Genomic DNA, 21,065 nt, shown 5'->3' with positions numbered 1-21,065 from the left:
ATTGGTGTCCCATCCTCTTATGATGGTTGGTTCACCGACGCCAGGAAAATTCGGGCGGAAATCAACCATAACCCCAATACCAATCAATCTCAGGCGCTGAAGGTGAAATGGGCAGATAACCAAGACATCACTAGCACAATGATCGACCTCGCTGGATTGACCCCCAAAACAAGCCCTGATTTGGGCGATCAAGGCAATGAAGTTGCTTTCCTGCAAATCTTTAATAATGGGGTTCTGGTACCGGCCACCAAATTTACGGTCGCTCGCCTCAACGCTCCGAGCGCTCCAAAACCCATTACTGTGTCTTCAGATGGAGTGACTTTCATTGGCGATCGCACCGATGGCAGTTTCAAATTCCAGATACAAGCAAATTCCACTAGCGTTGCTTTTGACGAACTGCGGTTCTCCGCCAAAGCTTACGATAGCCCGACCGCTGCCTACGCCGCCACCTCCTTCAAAAACGATGGTTCCGACTACCTAGTGGGGAAAATTGAATATCAAGGGATTTCTAATGTTGATACTACTGCTGTGCCTCCGACTTTCTTCTCTTACGGTTCGTCTCCCGATCCTATTATTGATGGCGGTTCTGGAGTTGTTACGATTAATCGGACTGGCAATACTTCGGTTTCGGCTTCGGTGGACTATTTGATTGTTGCTCCTGGTGGCGGTCAACCTGTGAACAACGTAGACTACAGCATTAGTCCATCTGCTGTGAATCCTTCGTCCGGCACGGTGAACTTTAATCCCGGTCAAACTAGCGTTAGTCTGACGATTAACAATCTTCCTGGTTTGACTGGTGGGGTGGTGAATTTGGGCTTTGGCCCAGGTTCGATCAGCGCTCCGGCATCTGCTGCAATTACTCTGCTTTAAGGCTGTTAGTAGGGCGAGGAATCCTTGCTCTACTAATATGTCCCGCAAGTAGTTAAATGCTTTGGTAGTGATCCACAGTAATGGTTTAATATTAAATCCACATAAATTTCCGAGGTAAAAGTATGGAATGTCCTAATTGTCAAAGCGATTTTTTTATTAAAAATGGAAAGACTTCTTACGGGAAACAGTGATTTAAATGTAAAAATTGTAGTAGTCAGTCAGATTGAGAATTCTCAATATAAGCAGCTTTCACTCCTCTACTAAATCCTTAATTGAGCGGCTGATTTTAAAAAAACTTTCTGGAGCCGGAATTGCTAGAGCTACGGGGGTATCCATTCGATGGATCCAGAGTTATGTAAATAAAAATATGCCGAAATTTCGGGGGCAATTGTGGTGATGAAAAAACCGAAAGGTTCCTTGACTTTACAGCTAGATGAAATGTGGCCATTTGTCAAAAACAAGCGAAAAAAGCAATTTCTCTAGATACCTTTAGATCAAAATACCCGTAAAATTGTTGGAATTTATATTGGAGACAGCTCAAAAAAGTCTGCGGAAGAACTCTAGAAATCTTTACCTCCTGTCTATAGACAATATGCTGTTTGTTATACTGATTTTTGGGAATCTTATTCAGAACTGCTACCTTTTAAAAGACATCTACCTGTAGGTAAAGAAGCGGGAAAAACCAGTTATATTGAAAGATTTAATAATACTTTACGGCAGCGAATTTCTCGTTTGGTTCGTAAAACCTTGTCTTTCTCAAAAAAACTGCTCTCACCATATTGGGGCAATTTTTAACTTTGTACATCTCTATAATTCTTGCATCAGAAAACGATATCATTACTGTGTCTGACTACCAAAAATTATTTCATGTGGGGTGAGCGTCTCGCCCGCCCAAAAATACAATTTAGTTGCGAGACAACTTGTTTTGTGCACGACAATCTCGCAACCACAAACGAATCGCCTCAGCAATTTCGCTTTTCTCCCCCTCGCCCCGCAACAACGGACGAACATCTGCCGCATTACCAAACCTAGAAACAATTTTTACTAATTCCCACCCGTTCTCGGTTTTAGTTAAAAACAGCCAATGATATTGCTGAATTTCAACTCGTTTATCCCCGCGATACTGCCGTTCCAAAGTAGTAATGAAAACTTGACTAGCATTTTCAGGAAGTGCATCTTCAAAATTCAAAGGTAACGGTTCAAACTCCGGGCGGCCGGCTAAAATTATTTGAGGCAGCGCGTAACCGGGCGGTGTGTTAGTGTTAGGAGAAAAGTGCGATCGCACAATTACGCGGTTAGCATAACTCGGCAAATCTTGCAACAGGCGATCGACCAAAGTTTCTAAATCAGCCGGACAGGGCGATCGCACTAACAAATCATACCGACTGGCATTTATACTGTTAGCATTATTTGTCACAAAATTAACTGCCAAAGTCGGAGTTGCAACCGCAGATATCAGCAGATAAACACAGATGAACGCTGATGAAAATTTATTTGTGTTCATCTGTATTTACCTGCGGTTTAAAAAACGGCGTTGCTTAATCAGGGTATGAAAAAAGAACTTTAAAATCAAGAAGCTTTGTGATACTGGTTTCTATGATTTGCATATTTAACCTTTCATACCATAAATCAGCAACGCCTAAAAAACATTCATATTGTTATTCAATCTCTTCACAAATACGCGCAAAAGCCGCCACCGGATCATCCGCAGCAGTAATCGGCCGCCCAATCACCAGATAATCCGCACCAGCTTTCAAAGCCGCCTTCGGAGTCATCGATCGTTTTTGATCGCCCCCATCGGCCCATTTCGGACGCACACCGGGACAAACTAACAGAAAATCATCCCCGCAACTCATCCGCAACTGTTCCACCTCTTGCGGAGAACAAACAGCACCAGCTAAACCCGTTTCCTTAGCCAACAATGCCATGTGCAAAGCATATTCTGGCAACTCCAAAGGTATTTTCAACTCAAAAGCCAACTGTCGCGAATTCAAACTCGTCAACAGAGTAATTGCAATCAACTTAGGAGTCGGTTGATCAACAGCCGCCGCCCCTTCAGTCAAAGCCAACTGTGCCGCTTTCAAACCATCTTTACCACAAGTAGAATGGATAGTCAATAAATCCACATTATACTTAGCAGCAGCACGACAAGCACCAGCCACAGTATTCGGGATATCGTGAAACTTCAAATCGAGAAAAATCCGCTTTTCCCGCTGTTTTAAAATTTCCAAAATCCCCGGCCCGGAACTCACAAACAGTTCCAAACCCACTTTCCAGAAAGATACATCAGGCAGTTTGTCCAGAAGTGCGATCGCCTCTTCTTGACTCGAAACATCCAAAGCAACAATAATTCGATTATCAGCGTTCATCAGCGTTCATCTTCAGTATTCATCTGCGGTTAAAAAAGAGATTCAAGACACCAATCGCACAAACTTATTCTTCCCAACCTGCAAAACCTTACCGCATAAATCAGCCGGTGATTCAAAAGTAAGATTAACATCAGAAACCCGATCGCCCTCCAACTTCACCCCGCCGCCCTGCATCAACTTCCTGGCATCACCGCTGCTTTTACAAAGCCCGCTAGCACTCAGAATATAAAACAACTTAGCCGGAAACTGCACACTTGCCAAAGAAAACTCCGCCACAGCATCAGCTTGTCCCGCAGCACCTTTAACCAGCGCCATTGCATCTTGTTGTGCGCGTTCCGCCGCTTCCTTCCCCCGATACTGGCGCACCACATCCAAAGCCAAAAGTTTCTGTTTTTCTCGCGGATTTTCTGGCAATTCATCAAGTGGCAAATCTGTCAATAGTTCAAAATACTGGGCGATCGAACTATCAGCAATTTTCTCCAACTTAGAATACATAGTCAGCGGGTCTTCCGACAAACCGACATAATTGCCCAAAGACTTCGACATCTTCTGCACGCCGTCAGTCCCGATTAAAATCGGCATCAGCAAACCAAACTGCGGTTTCATCCCAAAATGGCGCTGCAAATCTCTCCCCACCGCAATATTAAACTTTTGGTCGGTTCCCCCTAACTCCACATCCGCTTCCAAAGCCACCGAATCGTAACCCTGCATTAGTGGGTACAGAAACTCATGCAGATAAATCGCATTCTCCTGCTGCATCCTGTTATCAAATCCCTCTTTAGCGAGCATCTGCTGCACCGTCATCGTGCTTAGCAGTTCCAAAATCTTCGCCATGTCCAATTTTGACAACCACTCGGAGTTATAGCGAATTTCCAAACGTCCGGGCGTGTCAAAATCTAGAATCGGACGCACTTGGTCTAAATAAGTCTTGGCATTTTCCGCCACTTGTTCGGCCGTCAACTGGCTTCGCATCTCGGACTTTCCTGTCGGATCGCCAATTCTTGCGGTAAAATCTCCGATGACCAGTACCGCTGTGTGACCGGCATCCTGAAAAGCCCGCAGCTTGCGGAAGCAAATGCTGTGTCCCAAGTGAATGTCCGCCCCTGTGGCGTCGATTCCCAGTTTGACTCGCAAGGGTCGATCGACTTTTGCCAGCAGTTGGGCTAAATTTTCGTCAGGGTTGCTAGAATCAGGTCGATCTGGAAAAATCTCGCTGACGCCGCGGTAAAGCGCTGAAAGGTTAGGAGTTATCATCGGGGAGCGATCGTCCATCATATTATTTTGCCAAAGTGCAGCACAATTAGTTACACTCACTGGTTGACGCATAAAAACATAACTATCAAGCTACTATAATCCCAAAGCTGACCGGCTTTCATTAGCTGACAGTCTCTAGGGTTCGCATCTAAAATTAAAAGTCTTAAACCCCAAATCGAGTGAGGAAGTGAAATCCACGTGTCAACCAACGCAGTCCGCAATAACACGGAAAACTCAGCCCCCGTATTCGAGTTTGTTCAGTCAGTCAGTAAAGTGACCGCCGGAACCATACTCAGCATGACAATGCTTGCCAGTTCCGTAGTCGCTGGCGGACTGGTTGGCTTAGCGATCAGCTTCCGGAATTTGCCAGATGTTCGGATCTTGCAAACCTACTCTCCTACAGAAACTACCCACATTTACGACATCAACGGCAAGCCCCTAGCCAGCATCCACGACGAAGCCAACCGGGATGTCGTACCCCTTGACCAAATCTCCCCGAACCTGAAACGAGCTGTTCTGGCGATCGAAGATAGCAACTTCTTCACCCACAAAGGTATCAACCCTGGCGGGATAGCCCGAGCTCTCTTAGTCAACCTAGAGAAAGGTAGAACCGTTGAAGGCGGATCGACTCTGACTATGCAGCTAGTCAAGAACCTGTTTCTTTCTCCCCAGTCAAAATTTAGTCGCAAGGTAGCTGAAGCGGTAATGTCTATCCGCTTGGAGCAAATTCTCCACAAAGACCAAATTCTGCAACTATACCTGAATCAAATTTACTTAGGTCACAACTTGTACGGGGTAGAGACAGCCTCTCGAAGCTATTTCAACAAGTCAGCAAGTAATTTGACTCTTGCAGAAGCAGCGATGCTGGCCGGCTTAATTTCTGCCCCCGAAGAATACAGTCCTTTCGTCAATTACAAGTTGGCAAAAGAGCGGCAAATCACCGTTTTAAGCCGCATGAAGGAACTCAAATGGATTACGCCGGCCCAAGAGACTGCAGCCCGAGGGGAAAAAATTAAGCTAGGCAAAATTACCTCTTTTGGCGGCTCTCAAGTTCCTTATGTAACACAAGCCGTAGTCCAGGAACTAACGAGGCGTTTCGGGCGAGATGCCGTGGTTAAGGGAGGAATGCGCGTTCAAACCACGATCGACCTCAAAATGCAGCGCATAGCCGAAGAAACAGTCAAAGCGTGGCACGAACGGCTTTACTACCAAGGGCTGTTTTACGATCGCGAGGAAGGTCAAATTGCCCTAGCAGCCGTCGATCCCCGCACCCACTTCGTCAAAGCAATGGTTGGCGGCGTCGATTACGAAAAGAGTCAGTTCAACCGCGCCATTCAAGCACGCCGCCAGCCCGGATCTTCTTTTAAGCCTTTTATCTACTACGCTGCCTTTGCTAGTGGCAAATACACCCCGGATTCAGTTGTCTACGACTCCCCTGTCGGCTACCGCGACGGCGACGGCTACTACTACCCTCAAAACTACGGCGGCGGCTTCTCCGGTGCCGTCACCATCCGCAGAGCTTTGGAATCGTCTCTGAACATTCCCGCCATCAAGCTTGGGCAAGAAGTGGGATTGAATAAAGTGATTGAGATTTGCCGCGTACTCGGCATCAGAAGTCCGATGGAACCCGTGATTTCTTTGCCCTTGGGTGCCGTTGACCTAACTCCTTTAGAAATGGCCGGAGCTTTTGCTACCTTCGCCAACAACGGCTGGCATTCTGACACCACGTTTATCGTGCAAGTCACTGACAGCAGCGGCAACGTCTTGCTCGACAATACGCCCAAACCCAAATTAGTTCTCAATTCCTGGGCGGCGGCATCTGTCAATAGCGCCCTGCAAGGGGTAATTAACAACGGAACAGCAAGGGCGGCTCAACTTGGGCGGCCGGCTGCTGGAAAAACTGGTACAACTTCCTCAGAACGGGATATCTGGTTTGTGGGTTACGTGCCACAGTTGTCTGTGGCTGTTTGGATGGGCAACGACAATTACAGACCGATGAGCTACGGTGCTACTGGCGGTACTATTGTCGCCCCTGTTTGGCGTGATTTTATGAGCCAAGCTTTGGAAGGCGTTCCCGCAGAAAATTTCAAACCTGCTTCATCTTTTGAGCGGCCTTAATTAGTCAGTTGACTGTTGACTGTTGACTGTTGACTGTTGACAGGAAAGCAGTTGTCAGTTGGTGTTGGGGAGTTGTTGATAATTACCAATTACCAATTACTTCAACATCTGACCTTAAGATTGTTTTTCTAGCTCAGATTTCATCCGCTCCAGCGTTGAGTTCATTTGCTCAAACATCTGCTGGGGCGTGATGCCAAATTGATTGAGCTGTGTTTTTAACTGCTCTACAGTCATCTGAGCCATGAAGTCCTCAGAAAGCTCGAAGCGCTTCATAAAAATACGGTAGCGCTCCATCATTGATTCCATCTGAGCGATGAACATTTTCTTGCCTTCGCGATCGAATTTGCCGTAATTGCCACCTAGTTTGATGAGAGATTGATAGTCTTCAAACAACAGCTTGGCTTCTTGCTGAACAATTTCTGAATCAAAAAATCCCATAGCTTTCCTAATTTTTTAATATTCTACTAATTTTGATCTAGGCGAGAAATCCCGATGCTTTTTGTACTATTTTATCAGTTGCCGGAGGAAGTCCCTACCCCTCTAGGTACAAGAATAAGTAGAAATTTCCGTACAGCAGAGGCATCGGGCATCGGGCTTGCGATGACAACAGTCAACTGTCAACAATCAACTGTCAACAGTCAACTGTCAACAGTCAACTGACTTCAAACTTCCCCGATGCGTTCTAGAGGCCAAAACCGCACTACAGCGCGGCCGATGATATTCTGCTTAGGTAAAAATCCCCACCTGCTGGAGTCGTTGCTGTTGTTCCGGTTGTCTCCCATCACAAAGTATTCATTTTCTGGGACGCGATAAGGCCCCCACTGGTATTTAGGAGGTTCGGCAATATATTTTTCGACGAGGGGTTTGTCGTTGAGATAAACTAAACCTTTTTTAACGGCGACGGTTTGACCCGGTAAGCCAATTACCCGCTTGATGAATGCTTGGTCTTGGGTAAAGCCTTCTTCTTGCAACTTTTCTGGGGGAGTAAATACTACGATGTCGCCAGTTTTTGGAGGTTCGAGGTAGTAGGAGATTTTTTCGACTACGACGCGATCGCCCACGTGCAAAGTTGGTACCATAGAATCTGAGGGTATATAGCGCGGTTCTGCGACCCACGCTCGAATAACTATGGCTAAACTCAAAGCAATAATCACTATCTGAAGATTTTCTCGCTGTGACTTCCACGCCTTCTGCCACCAGGTTTCAGGCGGATTTTCTGCTACTTTTGTACCCAAATTATTTTTTTCAGATGTCATGAAAGTCCTCCGATATATAGTTGCCACTAATTATCTAATTAAGCCCATCAGCATTTAAATTGCATCTCAAGAAATAATCAAACCCTGAGCAGGCTGGACACGCGAACCCGCCCAAAATATACAATTTAAAGGCAGGTGCGATTCGTTTAGTTGATACCCGAAAGGGAGGATGACTAGCAGCGATATGGTAAACCCATCAGGGTTAGAGTTCGCACTTTAATCCCCCGTCGCCGATAACTTACTACTCATGCAGGTGAGAAAACCTAGTCGAGCATCTAGCTAAGACAACTAGGGGAAAAACGGGAAAGATGGAGGTGCAAACCAACATCATCATAACCAAAATCCAAAATAAATCAAGTCCTGACATCATGGTGCGTGATTGAAAGCACACAGAACAGAGAGCCAAAGTTAAGTCTGGTTTCCCCTACATGAAGATTGACAACCTTTACGTAAAGCGGGGGTGAACGCGGGCAATCGGGAGAGCTGAATACCGACACCGCCAGCAAAAATCCTCTAACCTAATCATTACGAAAGTAATGAAGTCATGCAGGGTAAACGCATCTTAACTTCAACCCAAAATAGGCTACAGTTATACCCGACTCATTTTTTCTGTAGTTTATTGTAGTTGATGCGTGTTATCAATTGCAAGAGGTTTTAGTAAAACTGTAACTTCGCAACAAAAACAAATAGATTCATTGCTTTCACAGGGCGAACGCCTCTAAATTTTATGTTAACAGAATATGGTATATTGGAGAATAATTCTTGACTACCTAAAAACATTTAATTAGAGTTTACCATTATGAAACTTCAACCTCAAATCACCATTGCTGACCATTTTCCGAAGGAGAATATCTAAGAATTGAGCGGACGAAACCTCATCAATTAATTGATATTATCACCATCTCAATTTGTGCCGTGATTTGCGGTGCTGATACATGGGTGGATATCGAAACTTACGGTCGAGCTAAATATAAAGGGTTGCGGAACTAATTGGGAACTCATCTAGTGCCTCCTAAACATTGAATGGTGTTTTGGTTCTGTCAGTCGAGTTTAGATTTTAGATTTTAGATTTTAGATTTACTCCACAGATGAATTTTGGAGCTGGAACGAGGGTCTAAAATTTTTAGATCTCCCTCATTTAAGTCGGGGGATTGTATCCATTTTTGGGCGGGAGCCTTCAATATATGCAAGTTCTATAAATCTCAGAGCAACTATTGATTAAAGTTTTGTAGGTTTCGGGCGCTCAAGGCCAAGAAGAAAATACTCTATCTTGCAGTACACGAATCGAAACCCACATTTATGCAACCGAAACTCAGGAAGCAAAGCCTCAAAAAACGCCCCAGAAAAATACTATCAAATTATCCCCCAACAACACGCGATGATTGCCAACAAACGGGGAGATTTTCCGCACGCTGGAAGTGACATCTAGTGCTGGACGGAAAACCAATGAACAACAGATGCTGCGATTGCTTTCTGTCGCAGCGCGAAAGCTAACGCTTAAGAGTGAGCAATGACATATTTATGTCATTGATGCGTCCTGGAATGACATCGGAATGACATCGAGCGGGCCCTCGTCCCCGCTGAGGAGCCAAATCAGACGCATTGAAATCAAAGCATCGAAATTAGAGCTCTTCTGACCCCATTCTCCGGCTTATTCTACAGTCTGAGAAACGGGGCGACAGCCCGACAATATCGAGTGCAAATTGACGACGTTTCCGATTACTGCGATCGCAGGTGCTGCAAATCCGGCTGCCTCAACTTGCTCTACAATGCTACCCAAAGTCCCGATCAATTCTTCTTGTTCCGGCCGCGTTCCCCAGCGTACTAATGCTATAGGCGTTTCTGCACTCAATTGGGCTGCTGTTAACTGGCCGATAATGTAAGGCAAATTGTGGATTCCCATGTATACTACAATGGTTTCGGAGCCACGGGCGATCGCCTGCCAATTTACTTCCGGTCGATATTTTCCTGCTGATTCGTGACCTGTGACAAAGGTGACAGAGGAACTGTACGATCGGTGTGTTAAAGGAATTCCCGCATAAGCAGGGGCCGCAATCCCAGAAGTTACGCCGGGGACGACTTCTACTGACACTCCAGCTTTTACCAACTCTTCCATTTCTTCGCCGCCGCGACCGAAGATAAACGGATCGCCGCCTTTGAGACGAACTACGATCGCATTATCTCCAGCTTTTTCTATCATTAACTGAGTTGTTTCATCTTGCATTAACGAGTGACGGCCTTTGCGTTTTCCGGCATCAATTCGTTCTGCTTGAGGGTTGATTGCTGCCAAAATTTGAGGGCTGACTAAAGCGTCATAAATCACCACATCGGCACACTCTAACAGAGCTTTTCCCTTCAAGGTCATCAAGCCCGGATCTCCAGGCCCCGCACCTACTAAATACACTTTTCCTAAAGACATTTTTCTTGCTTCCTTTACCTCTTCTTTGCCTCTGCGGTTCATTTTTGAATTAAATTCCCAATTAAGTCTGCTAATTGTACACTTGCGCCTAGAGGATTTGCGAGATGAAGTTCCGCCTCGGGAAATTGCTGCTTTAGCTGTGCGACAGTTTTGGCGATCGCATCTGTAATTCCTCCATTAAATAAGAAGTATGGCACAATCCCTATTTGCTGCTGTCCACCACGAACCAAACTGTCAATTTGCTCTTCCAAACTCGGCTTTACCGACCAATAAGCTGTCTGGGCACCGAGTTTGCTGGCGATTTGCTCAACAATCGAGTTACCTCCGGGGCGACGGCTGCCGTGAGATAATAAAATCCATTTTGGCAATAGCAAATTGGGGAGAAAAGTCACCTCTTGCATCTGACTTTTTACCAATTGTGTTAAGCCTGCTTCCTGGGAACCTAAATGCGGGCGCAATTCAATTTTTAGCTTGTCACCAAAAGTTTTTTGGGCAATTTCCACCTCTGCCGGTATGTCTTCGGCGACGTGAACTCCCGGCAATAAAAATACAGGCAGGATTTGCAATTTTGTCAGTCCCAGCGACAGGGTACGATCGCCAAAACTGCAAATTTGTTCGTGCAGCGGTGCGGGCCCGAGTTCTAAGGTGGCGGTTGCTACTGCGGGGAACGAGTCAGCCAAATTTTGAGACAGCAGTTGACCTAGGTTTTCCAAAGCTAGTTGGGGTCTGGGGTCGCGGCTGCCGTGAGATACTAATAAATAGGTCGATCGCAATTTCAATATGGATTTGATGTTAATATTCGATCCGGATCTCAAATAATTATAACACCGTAGGGCGCCTGACTTAAAAAATACTCAACACAAAACTCCGATATCCTAGGGTGCGTGACTGGAAAATTACTCAACACAGGGCTTAAATCTTGTAAGCCGCCCACCTTACAAAAGAAGGTGGGCGGCTTAAAGATTACTTAAAACAGGGCTTAAATCTTCTAAGCCACACACGCTAAACAACTCTCAAATTAACCTTTAGGAGCGGGATCTGCAATGTATTGGAAAGTAGGTTCCGAGTTCCAAGGACCGCGTTCATCCTTGCCATTTGTGGACAAGTTAAAGTAGAGATCCACAGTGGAATCTGGCGGAATATTGCCGAACATCGGATCGGTGAGTTTGCCCAGCGATTCCAGAGCTTTCATGAACATTTCAGTGTGAGAAATTTCGCGAGTCAGCAGAAACTGCAGGGTCTTTTTCGTTCCCATATCCGGTGCTAGTTTAATTAACTCTTCGTAGGTTTGGCGAGCTCCTGCTTCCGCACCAATATTAGCGCGCAAATCGCGCACTACATCGCCACCTTCGTTAACATAAGCACCCGTCCAAGCTTGACCTTGGCTATCCAGCAAGTGCGGGCCTACACCGCGCACCGCAAACAAAGTGCTTTTGTAAGCTTCTGTTTGGTCAACATTTTTGGTGTGAATTTCGATGAGTTTACCAACCATTTCTAAGTGGCTGAATTCTTCTATTGCAATATCTTGGAGCATATCCTTAATCCCTGCATCTTCACAGTGAAAGGACTGCACCCAGTATTGCAGAGCTGCTGTCAGTTCTCCGGTTGCTCCACCAAACTGTTCTAGCAGCAATTGGGCAAAACGGGGGTTGGCTTCGTCTACTGTCACCGCAGCCATTAATTGTTTTTTGTGAAAAAACATGGATCGATACCTCTTTTTAGTTCGGTTGTTAAAGTCTGAAGGATTGCAGACTTTATCTGTGTTCGCCTTCAGAATCCATTGTGCGACAAGCGATCGCACCGAGCCTCGGTCGATGGATACATCTATCGCGACAAATTTCTCTGCTTTCAGGTAGAGTTTAAATATGAAATTTTACTTAGTTAGTCGGTAGACCAAATTACAATTTAGAAGCTGCATTATTGTCGCACTCGGTTAATTTTGCAGACAGGGCATCGAGATGCCGCAGCCACTGAATGCCACCAACCCAACTGCGAGAGGGGAGGTGTCCGATTGGTGCTTGCTGACTAAATTTAATCTGCCCTAAAGTAGTAGTAGAATTGTAGGTTTGCCAATTGACCCGATCGCAAAATCTGATATAGTCTCCCTTAACGCTTTCATAAATCTCCTTTTGGACGCTGAAGCCAAACCGACCTTGACTGTAGTGCAACCAAAGGCGATCGACTGTTTGCAAATCTTCGCACGGTAGCTGGTAAATTTGGCTTATTTCTAGCTGAGTTCCCGGTGCCTGGGAAAGAGATTGACACATCAAGCCCCAAGTTTCGCGATCGGCTTCTTTCCACTTTTTGTTAGACAAAAAATCGCGCAGTTTGGTATAATCAACTCCCCGTGCAGAAATTAGGGTGGGATCGAGATTTGAAGTATTTGAAGTAACAGATAAGGACAAATTTTCTGCCGAATTGGGGACGGCATTTGTGGGTAAAATTGGACAATCAGGAGTTTGTAGGGCGCTGATATCGGTTGAGTTGTCGCTATTACCGAGAGCAGGAGCGATCAATTTTTGGGACGAAACCCAATTTTGATGACGAATATCTAAAGCTGCTTGGATATCTTGCAAAACTTCCGCAGCAAAACTGTACCGCTGATTGAGATGAGTTTGCAGCAATTTATCTAAAATTTCGCCTAAATCGTCGCTAATACTCGTGGCTTTGGGGAGAAACTCGCGCCACCACCAGCGCTCGTTGTTGCAGTCGTACATATCCAAGGGAGGAACTTGCGTCATTAGGCGAATGCAAGTAACACCTAAACTGTAAAGGTCACTAGCAGGAAATACTTTGCCGCGCATTTGTTCGGGAGCTACATAATCTTGACTGCCAATGAGCGTTGCTGGACGAAGCAAGGCTGAATCAGTCAGCAGTTTGGCAATGCCGAAATCGATCAATACGAGTTTGTTGTCTGACTGTCGGCGGATAATATTTTCGGGTTTGATGTCGCGGTGAACGACGCGCTTGTCATGGATAAATTGCAGCACCGGCAATAAGTCTTGCAGCAGTTGCCAAATTTGATTTTCATCGTAGACACTCTTGTCTAATTCTTGTTTAAGAGTCGGCCCGTCTATAAACTCTTGAACTAAATAAATATGACCTTCTTGTTCAAAGCAGGCTAATAATGTAGGGATTTGCGGGTGTTTTCCGAGTTCGTCTAAACGGACGCCTTCTTGCCGAAATAATTCAACGGCTTTGTTAAAAATTTTGGGGTCGCGGTCGTAAAAATAAAATTGCTTGACTGCACAGGGGGGTAGAGATGGGATGTCTTCATCAATTGCTAGGAAAGTTTTACCAAATCCGCCTCTACCTAAAAGTTCAATCGGGCGATATCGCTGTCTCAGCAACAGGTTAAAGCCGCAGTTTAAGCAAAATTTTGCGGTGTTGGAGTTTTGAGGATTTTGGCATTCTGGGTTGATACAGTAGCTCATATTGATTTTAGATTTTAGATTTTAGATTTTAGATTTTGGATTGCGGGGAAGAGTTTTTTTTAAGGAACCGCGAAGACGCGAAGCTGCGCGAGGGAAGAGAGAAGAGACAGAAGAGGAATGGTTGATAACTCATGCAGTGTGGAATAAGCTGTCCCGCTTCTTGCGTTGTATTTTTCGGGCGGGCGGGACACCCTACAAGCATTTCATCTGAGATTTTGCACCATTCTCAATCAGGCTTTTAGGGGCGGGCTAGATGAGCCCACCCTACAAGAAATTCATTTTTTGTGGAACAGGCATCTTGCCTGTTCTTGAGAATGGTGCAAGATGTGAGTTTTATCAAACTTGACTGTAAAATTTAGATGCCCCTGGGCTGATAAGGCTATTTTAATGCGCTGGGCCGAATCGGGACGCTGCCAAAGCGGCAGAATTGGGACGCATGACTGCTGGGGGCGGGATAATTGCCGATCGCGCCGACCGAAAATTGTGCTAAACTCCTACTGTGCTGGGAATTTAAGGCACAACCGATCTGTCCGGTTCAGGGACGTTCAGAAATATTTCAAAATTTTTTTGCTTTACCCCTAGACTTGTGCTGATATGTGATGCTATAGTTAGAAACGTTATGGCGAGTGTAGCCAAGTGGTTAAGGCAGTGGTTTGTGGTACCACCATTCGTGGGTTCAATTCCCATCATTCGCCCTTTTAATTCTGAACTGTTTAATTCGATCACCTCCAGGTGGGCTTCGGCAAACCTTAATCTTTGGGATTTAGCGGTTCTGTCGGCATCATTTGTGTCAACTTAACGTTAAAAGTAGTATAGGTCTGCTGTTTGACAGTTAGGGCTCGATCCCCCCTAACCCCCCTTAATAAGGGGGGGACAAGAGCGTCATCAAAGTCCCCCTTATTAAGGGGGATTTAGGGGGATCTAGACTCAGCGAAAAACGAGATTTCTCAGGGGTTTCCGGCTGGTTATTGACACCAATTTGTCGGCACAAGTTCCGATGTGCTAATCTTAAATCCAATCTAAAATCTAAAATCAAAATATGCCGTCTTTAGTAGCAGAAGATTGGGGATATAAATTTAGTGGCGATCGCACAATTAATAAGTTTATTCGCGATGTTGAAGGGGAAGCAGCTTTAGCGAAATATTGCGATTGGGAATGCAAAGAACGTGCGGAAATTCTGATGTCGGAGATAGCTGGGAAATCCCACAATCTCTTTTACGTGCGCCGCCAAAAGGTAAATGAGAGATATTCCGAAGAAGAAATCTGGGAATTGCTGCTTGCTACGGATGGAGATGATTTTGAATTACCCCAATTGTTGCAAAAAGCCGATCGCACTTTGCGGTTGTTAGCAACTGTACGCTGTGAAGACGGCATCGGGGGTTTAAAACTGCTGGATGCTGGCTTGGTGGCGGTTCCCAGAGGCAGAAAAGATGGGTATGCTTTGCCGATTCTGTTGCGACTTTTGGCTAACAGTAGATCGCCAATTCCTGTTAAGTCGATCGCGCGCGTCCAACAAATGCCATTTTGGGACAACAGACACATACCGACTACCGAACAGCTAAAAGTTTGGCACACTTTTTTAAATGTTGAAAAACGCATCGCCGAAGCGCGTCAATTTTGTGTACCTTTTCGCGGCCACAATTACGGTTCAGGCTTCAAAATCGTCACTTTTGAAATCGATCGTAATTCCGCAACTCTTGACGGCTACGAGGAAAATTCCTTAGAATTGGGCGACTTTCGCGAAAGGCTGAAAAAAGCCAGAAATGAAGAAATTATCCTGTTTGATTCGCCGCCCGGAAGCAGAAGCAGCCGAGACGGAGAGACATTGGGCAGCATCGCTGAAATTGACTTTGAACATGGTAAATTACGCATTAAGTTAGATGTTGATTTGGGCGATCGCATGGCGGGCGGCAGATATCAAATGCCCAAACAAGGATTCTTGTATTTTGAGGCGGCGGGCGATATCAGTCAGATCGAGCGCAAGAAGAAAGCTTTAAAAATGCTGACAGATGGCCGCGCTCAAAATCCCTATTTGAGTGAGTTTTTATTCGACTCTTCTCAGGCGAGACTGCCGGAAAAACTGATTAAATTGGATCGGGAAAACTTATTAAATCGCAATGCTAATGACGACCAACTTGCCGCCGTAGAAACGGCGCTTTCGGCGCGGGATTTAATTTTGATTCAAGGGCCGCCGGGAACGGGCAAAACGACTGTGATTGCGGAGATTTGCTATCAAATTGCCCGTCAGGGTGGCAAAACGCTCATTGCTTCGCAAGCAAATTTGGCTGTAGACAATGCTTTGAGTCGGTTAGTTCACAATCCGGCGATTCGGGCTTTGCGGAAGGGAAAAGCTCATAAGGTGCAGGAAGAAGGGCAGCCGTTTTTAGAGGAAAATGCGATCGGCACTTGGCTGCAAAATACGGCGACTGACTGCGAACAAAAGCTCTCGCAGCGCCAGACTAATGTCAAATCTTTGCGGCAGTTGGTGGCTGAATCAGAGCGATTTACCGCCTACTGTGCCGCCGAGAGAGATTTTTTTAATGAACTAAAACACCTGCACGACAGTCAAGCAAATATTGAGGAAAAGTGCAGTCAGCAAGCAGCAGCTTATGAAGAGATTTTAACCAAAAAAAGCGAGATTGAATCTCTAGTTACCGGGCTAGAAAATTTGCTGGATGCGCCGAAGGTTAACTGGGAATCTCCAGAAGTTGCCGAGTTTATGCCCCGACTAAAACCATATTCAGAAGGCAATGTTTTAGTAGAAAACTTTATGGCCAATGTTCGGGTTGCCGCCAGCAATGCTACTCAAATCGGCTTCGATCGCCCTGCTTGCGGCGCGTTTGGGATTGCGGTTTGGTTGCAGGAAACTGTAGCAGCGCAAATATCGGAATTTAAGACGGCATTCGATCGCGCTGATGATGTTTGTCACGCTATGTCAACGGTTGCGGAGTCGTTGCGGGTGTCGCGGCAGATGTCTGAGGCTGTCAATCAACTCGAATTGGGCGATCGGCAAAATCAGACACACCGCCACAATCTCGAACAGAAAATCAAGAATTTGGAACTGCGAAAAGCGGAAATTGCAGCCGTTGTCGTCGCCGTTGCACAGTGGATTGAGACAGCGGATACGGGGCTCTATGAAGTCGTGAAAACTTGCTGGGAAACGGGCGCAATGCTCACGGATGATATGGTAGAATTGCCCGCAGGATTGCTGAAAATTGCCCGATCGCTCAAATTGCCGATCGTGCCGCCCAAATGCAAAATCAATTTGCCCGATTTGGATCGGTTGCAAAAGGCGATATCCCACGAAGAAAGCGCAGGTTTTAAGGACATACAAGGGCAACAGTTCCGGTTTAGCGAGTTTTTGCACCTAAATTTGAGTCAAACGCCGATCCTGCTCTCTGCGGGCGATCGCGCCCAATGGCAACAACTAGCCAAAGACTTCGCCAGCTATTCTCAAGTCAGTCAAAGTCAGCGCAAATTCATCATCGAAAAAGCCGCCACTTTCTTAGCTAGCATTCAACAATTTTATAGTGAATCCTTGCAGCAAAATCATATCCAGGCTACCTTCGATCGCCTAGTCAAAGAATTGCTGCACAGTATCCTCGCCAATGCCCGTCAGTGCGTGGTTCCCCTGAAAACCGAAACCGAACAGCAGCTTATCAAACAGCAACAATTATTAGATAAAATCGGTCAAACCTTGAGCCAGCAGCAAATATCCGCCGCTAAACTTCAGGTAGAAACAGCGCAGCAAGAGGCGAACTTAAAAATTAGCCAAGTTACTAATTTGTTGCAAGCAATTATCCAACAGCCAAACGTACCTGAAAAATTGCGGATTTTAGCCGAACAATATCTCGCCCAAAAATCGAATATTTGGGAACAAGCGCAGCAGTTTGTCAAGCAAATTGAGGCTTGGAAAGCCAGCACGATTCAGCTTGAAAAATCCATTGCTGACCTCGATCCTTTTGGGGTTTTGGAGACAATCAAAAACACTCTTGACGAGGATTTATCCCCGCTGCAAATTGCGGCTGCAACTTCGCAGCAGCAACTCGCCGAACTTCAAACAGAATTGAGCGAAATTACCGCTCAACTGCAACAGCAACAACCGACAGCAGCATTAATTGTTGAGAGAAACTGGTGGGAGTCAGCATGGCAAACTATCCCGACTCAATACCAGCCCGAAGTTCCGAATACAGGATTATTCAGCGTAGCTTTTTTAAACAAAATTAAGCGTCTATTCAAAACGTGGCAGCGGAAATTAGAACAAGAAGAAACAGCACTAAATCGTTCTCAAAACTTTGTAACAGATTGGATTCAAAAACTCCGCAATCCATCAGAAAAAGACCGCAACGATTTAAAGCAAATTTATATTGACAATGCCAACGTAATCGGCATTACTTGCGTGCAGGCTGCTAGCTTCGATTTTACTAAAAACTTTCCCAGCTTTGATGCCGTGATTATTGACGAAGTTAGCAAATGCACTCCTCCAGAGTTATTAATCCCCGCTTTGAAAGGCCGAAAGTTAGTATTAGTGGGCGATCACAGGCAATTGCCGCCGATGTTTAATCAAAGTACGATCGACGATATCGCCGAAGACATCGGCTGTACCGGAGACGAACTTAGCTTCATAAAAGAATCTTTGTTCAAAGTTTTGTTTGAAAATGCCAGCGACAGCATCAAAAAAATGCTGACAACTCAATACCGAATGCACCCACAAATCATGGGCGCAATTAATCAGTTTTACCAGCAAAAGCTCAACTGTGGCATTCAGGAAGCTGACACCAAACGCGCCCACAGCCTCGCAGGTAAAATTATTCAAGAAAATAATCACATTCTGTGGGTGAAAACGCCGATCGGACAAGGGTTTGAAGAGGAAAAACAGGGTACTTCGCGGTTGAATGTCAAGGAGATTGATGCGATCGAGCGTTTGTGCGAACAAATGGAGACAGCTTGGCGGCCCAAAGTTGCTGACGGTGAACCACCAAAAGAAATCGGAATTATCACTTTTTATGCTGCTCAATTAAATGCAATTAAAGACAGAATCGAAGGCGAAAGATTCCCTGCTTTGAGCATCCGCACTGGTACGGTTGACATATTTCAAGGCATGGAAAGACCTGTAATCATTGTCAGCACAGTGTGCAATAATGTTAGGGGCGATATTGGATTTGCTAAGGAACCGGAACGGGTGAATGTGGCATTTTCCCGCGCTCAAGAATTGCTGGTAGTTGTCGGCTGCCATGATTTATTTACCCAACAAACAGGTACTGTCGGCAAAATGTATCAGGAAGTTTCAAAAACGGTGCGTCACTGCGGAGGTTTTGTAGATGTCTCTAGCGTCCTCAACTAAACCCATAGACTCGAATTTAAGTTCGCTAGCCGAACAAATTGAGCAACAAAATCCGGGTTTGTCAGTGTTGGCGGCGCGTCAATTCCGCTTCGCCATCCGGCAAACTCCGCTGGAGGTGGCGATTAGCGAACCGCGCGAGTTTAACGTGTTGGAAGAGTTCATTTTGCGGGCGGGCGTTGAGTTTGAACCTGCACCCACTTTGAAGGAATTGGCGGATTTGCTGGGGTTAGACGAGATTTTTGTGAAGACTACGGCGGCGACTCTGGTTAGTTTGGAAAGCTTGGAGGTGGCGGAAAATGGGCAAATTGCGATCGCCCCGCAAGGTAGAGATTTTTTCGAGAAAGGTGCGGTTAGTCGATCGCAAATTCAATCAATTTATGCCATTTCCGATCCTTTAAATCAAACTCTTACCTTTAAATTCGATGCCTTAGCAGTAGCATCGGTCAACTTGCCAGATTTAGCGGATTTAGTCTCGCTAGAACATAAAATTACCGACCTTGCGAATTTAACTCTAGCAGAAGTCCAGCCGTTAATTCAAGATTCCGGCTTAGGAATTCACGTCCCCCAAAACGGCAAAATTGTCTCTGCTTGCGATGTCGTCGGCGACGATTTAGATATTTGGCAAACAGTTTCGATTTTTGTGTTGCTAGATGCGATCGAAAATAAAACTACTATTCAAGTCAGACAAGGAAAACAAATATTAGAAACAGCTTCAGACCGACTCAACGAACTTGAATCTCAGCAAAAACTTTCCTTAAATGACTTGTGCAAATTAACCCCCGACATCGCACAGCAAGAATCAGAGACAATCCCCCTCCAGAAAACTCCTCAAAAGCCATCTAAGAAGAAATCCAAGAAAACGATATGATAAGCACTACACTCCTGATTAACTTAAAAATTAAAACTATATAGAAAATTAGGATGGCACCGATTGACAGTATACCGCGATTTTGGTATAATTAATACTTGTTTGCAATCGCGCTGAGAATTTGTCTGTGTCTGCCAAAGATACTTTCCACGAATCCGTAAAGCGAGCCCTTCAAAAAGAACAGTGGGTGATTACTGCCGATCCACTAAGGTTTAAGTTTGGCAATGTTAAATTTCAGGTTGATTTGGGAGCAGAAAGGTTAGTCGCAGCGGAGCGAGGAGGGGAGAAAATTGCAGTCGAAATCAAAAGCTTCCTCAATCCTTCTGTAATTACAGACTTTTATGCTGCATTGGGACAATTTCTCAGTTATCGGTTAGGGCTGGCATCTGTTGAACCCGATCGGAAATTATACTTGGCAGTACCAATTGACGTGTATAGAACATTTTTTCAGTCTGAGTTTACTCAAGCTGCGGTACAACAGTATCAGGTATTGCTAATCGTATACGATGCAACAAATGAGGTAATTGTACAATGGACAAACTAGCTCAATATCGTCAGTACGTTCAGACATTAATGAGCCGTTATGCCGAAGATGATGTTTCAGATGATGAAGTCGAAGTGCAACTAATTTTAGACACAGAGCGAGATCATTATCAGTGGATGAATGTCGGCTGGGAACACTTAACCCGGATTTATCAAACCTTCATTCACATTGACATCAAAGATGGAAAAATCTGGCTTCAACAAAATTTGACTGAGGAAAATCCTGCGGAGGAATTAGTTGCAATGGGAGTACCGAGAGAGGATATTATTTTGGGATTGCAACCCCCCTACAAACGGCAGTATACTGACTACGGCGTAGCGTAAAAAATTAAGCTAAAAAAAACAGAATACTCAGATACCCGGCTTCTTCAAGAAGTCGAGTATCTACTTCGCCCTACTAAGCGTTAACGCATTTCAGCATCCGCAAAGTAGCCGCCGCGTAATTCCGTTTTGCAGAATCATTCGGAGCAAACCGATCGCCAATTTGGTTAACAGCAGAAGCAACAGAACAATCTTAGCGGGTGACAAGGCACCTCTAGTCTAAACAGGACAAAGGTTTGAGAGAATGGTAAGGTAAAAAAATAAGGAGC

General features: G+C 45.3%; 15 protein-coding genes, 1 tRNA gene and 3 pseudogenes. 10 read left to right on the top strand and 9 right to left on the bottom strand.

Translation table 11 applies throughout. The annotated features are described in order from the left end of the window. From QT994_RS25320 to QT994_RS27950, 3 genes and pseudogenes are all read left to right on the top strand, one after another. Window positions 1-870 (top strand): annotated as a pseudogene (locus QT994_RS25320) (hypothetical protein); the annotation flags it as partial. A 122-nt stretch (window positions 871-992) separates the two neighbouring features. Further along, window positions 993-1,061, top strand: a complete 69-nt coding sequence (locus tag QT994_RS27955) for an IS1/IS1595 family N-terminal zinc-binding domain-containing protein (RefSeq protein ID WP_445243947.1) — start codon at window positions 993-995, stop codon at window positions 1,059-1,061. Window positions 1,062-1,527: 466 nt separating this feature from the next. Then, window positions 1,528-1,632, top strand: a pseudogene (locus QT994_RS27950) (IS1 family transposase); the annotation flags it as partial. 142 nt (window positions 1,633-1,774) lie between these two features. Here the strand turns inward: QT994_RS27950 and QT994_RS25310 are convergent. The 3 genes from QT994_RS25310 to tyrS all read right to left on the bottom strand — a co-directional run bounded on the left by QT994_RS25310 (window position 1,775) and on the right by tyrS (window position 4,514). Further along, window positions 1,775-2,374 carry a hypothetical protein gene (locus tag QT994_RS25310; RefSeq protein WP_333179490.1) on the bottom strand — a complete coding sequence of 200 codons (600 nt, stop codon included), beginning with the start codon at window positions 2,372-2,374 and terminating at the stop codon, window positions 1,775-1,777. Window positions 2,375-2,528: 154 nt separating this feature from the next. Beyond that, on the bottom strand, window positions 2,529-3,239 hold the full coding sequence (pyrF, locus tag QT994_RS25305; RefSeq protein ID WP_333179488.1) for an orotidine-5'-phosphate decarboxylase: 711 nt from the start codon (window positions 3,237-3,239) through the stop codon (window positions 2,529-2,531). Window positions 3,240-3,281: 42 nt separating this feature from the next. Beyond that, complete coding sequence (gene tyrS / locus QT994_RS25300) at window positions 3,282-4,514, bottom strand: tyrosine--tRNA ligase (protein WP_333179492.1); 1,233 nt, start codon at window positions 4,512-4,514, stop codon at window positions 3,282-3,284. Between the two features lie 177 nt (window positions 4,515-4,691). Between tyrS and QT994_RS25295 the strand changes: the two genes are divergently transcribed. After that, complete coding sequence (locus QT994_RS25295; RefSeq protein ID WP_333179486.1) at window positions 4,692-6,611, top strand: penicillin-binding protein 1A; 1,920 nt, start codon at window positions 4,692-4,694, stop codon at window positions 6,609-6,611. A 114-nt stretch (window positions 6,612-6,725) separates the two neighbouring features. Here QT994_RS25295 and QT994_RS25290 read toward each other — a convergent pair whose 3' ends face one another. Together QT994_RS25290 and lepB are read right to left on the bottom strand one after the other, a co-directional pair. After that, a complete protein-coding gene (locus tag QT994_RS25290) occupies window positions 6,726-7,049 on the bottom strand; it encodes a DUF1825 family protein (RefSeq protein WP_006632589.1) in 324 nt (107 codons plus the stop codon). A gap of 224 nt (window positions 7,050-7,273) precedes the next feature. Next, on the bottom strand, window positions 7,274-7,867 hold the full coding sequence (gene lepB / locus QT994_RS25285) for a signal peptidase I (protein ID WP_333046610.1): 594 nt from the start codon (window positions 7,865-7,867) through the stop codon (window positions 7,274-7,276). 799 nt (window positions 7,868-8,666) lie between these two features. Between lepB and QT994_RS25280 the strand changes: the two are divergent. Beyond that, window positions 8,667-8,851: pseudogene (locus QT994_RS25280) on the top strand (transposase family protein); the annotation flags it as partial. A 667-nt stretch (window positions 8,852-9,518) separates the two neighbouring features. On the opposite strand, the gene cobA reads toward QT994_RS25280, so the two are convergent. The 4 genes from cobA to QT994_RS25260 all read right to left on the bottom strand — a co-directional run bounded on the left by cobA (window position 9,519) and on the right by QT994_RS25260 (window position 13,720). Next, on the bottom strand, window positions 9,519-10,328 hold the full coding sequence (cobA, locus tag QT994_RS25275; RefSeq protein WP_333179483.1) for a uroporphyrinogen-III C-methyltransferase: 810 nt from the start codon (window positions 10,326-10,328) through the stop codon (window positions 9,519-9,521). Further along, on the bottom strand, window positions 10,325-11,059 hold the full coding sequence (locus tag QT994_RS25270; protein ID WP_333046622.1) for a sirohydrochlorin chelatase: 735 nt from the start codon (window positions 11,057-11,059) through the stop codon (window positions 10,325-10,327). The genes cobA and QT994_RS25270 overlap by 4 nt, the downstream gene beginning before the upstream one ends. Before the next feature lie 245 nt (window positions 11,060-11,304). Then, complete coding sequence (locus QT994_RS25265) at window positions 11,305-11,988, bottom strand: manganese catalase family protein (RefSeq protein WP_333046606.1); 684 nt, start codon at window positions 11,986-11,988, stop codon at window positions 11,305-11,307. A 196-nt stretch (window positions 11,989-12,184) separates the two neighbouring features. Then, complete coding sequence (locus QT994_RS25260) at window positions 12,185-13,720, bottom strand: serine/threonine-protein kinase (protein ID WP_333179480.1); 1,536 nt, start codon at window positions 13,718-13,720, stop codon at window positions 12,185-12,187. A 622-nt stretch (window positions 13,721-14,342) separates the two neighbouring features. Here QT994_RS25260 and QT994_RS25255 point away from each other — a divergent pair. From QT994_RS25255 to QT994_RS25235, 5 genes are all read left to right on the top strand, one after another. After that, a tRNA-His gene (locus QT994_RS25255) sits at window positions 14,343-14,415 on the top strand. A gap of 344 nt (window positions 14,416-14,759) precedes the next feature. Beyond that, window positions 14,760-19,064: an AAA domain-containing protein gene (locus tag QT994_RS25250; protein ID WP_333179478.1), complete on the top strand. Its 4,305-nt coding sequence runs from the start codon at window positions 14,760-14,762 to the stop codon at window positions 19,062-19,064. Further along, entirely contained in the window at window positions 19,042-19,932 is an 891-nt protein-coding gene (locus QT994_RS25245; protein ID WP_333179473.1) for a hypothetical protein, read from the top strand. Before QT994_RS25250 ends, QT994_RS25245 begins: the two co-directional genes overlap by 23 nt. A 127-nt stretch (window positions 19,933-20,059) precedes the next feature. Beyond that, the gene (locus QT994_RS25240) at window positions 20,060-20,476 is read left to right on the top strand and encodes a XisH family protein (RefSeq protein ID WP_333179470.1); all 417 of its coding nucleotides are present in this window, start codon (window positions 20,060-20,062) and stop codon (window positions 20,474-20,476) included. Then, the gene (locus QT994_RS25235) at window positions 20,464-20,799 is read left to right on the top strand and encodes a XisI protein (protein WP_242716329.1); all 336 of its coding nucleotides are present in this window, start codon (window positions 20,464-20,466) and stop codon (window positions 20,797-20,799) included. The genes QT994_RS25240 and QT994_RS25235 overlap by 13 nt, the downstream gene beginning before the upstream one ends. Window positions 20,800-21,065 lie beyond the last annotated feature (266 nt).

Source organism: Microcoleus sp. S13_B4, from assembly GCF_036700885.1.
GTDB lineage: Bacteria > Cyanobacteriota > Cyanobacteriia > Cyanobacteriales > Microcoleaceae > Microcoleus.
The sequence above is the reverse complement of the archived record's forward strand: the minus strand, read 5'-3'. Positions and strand labels throughout refer to the sequence as shown.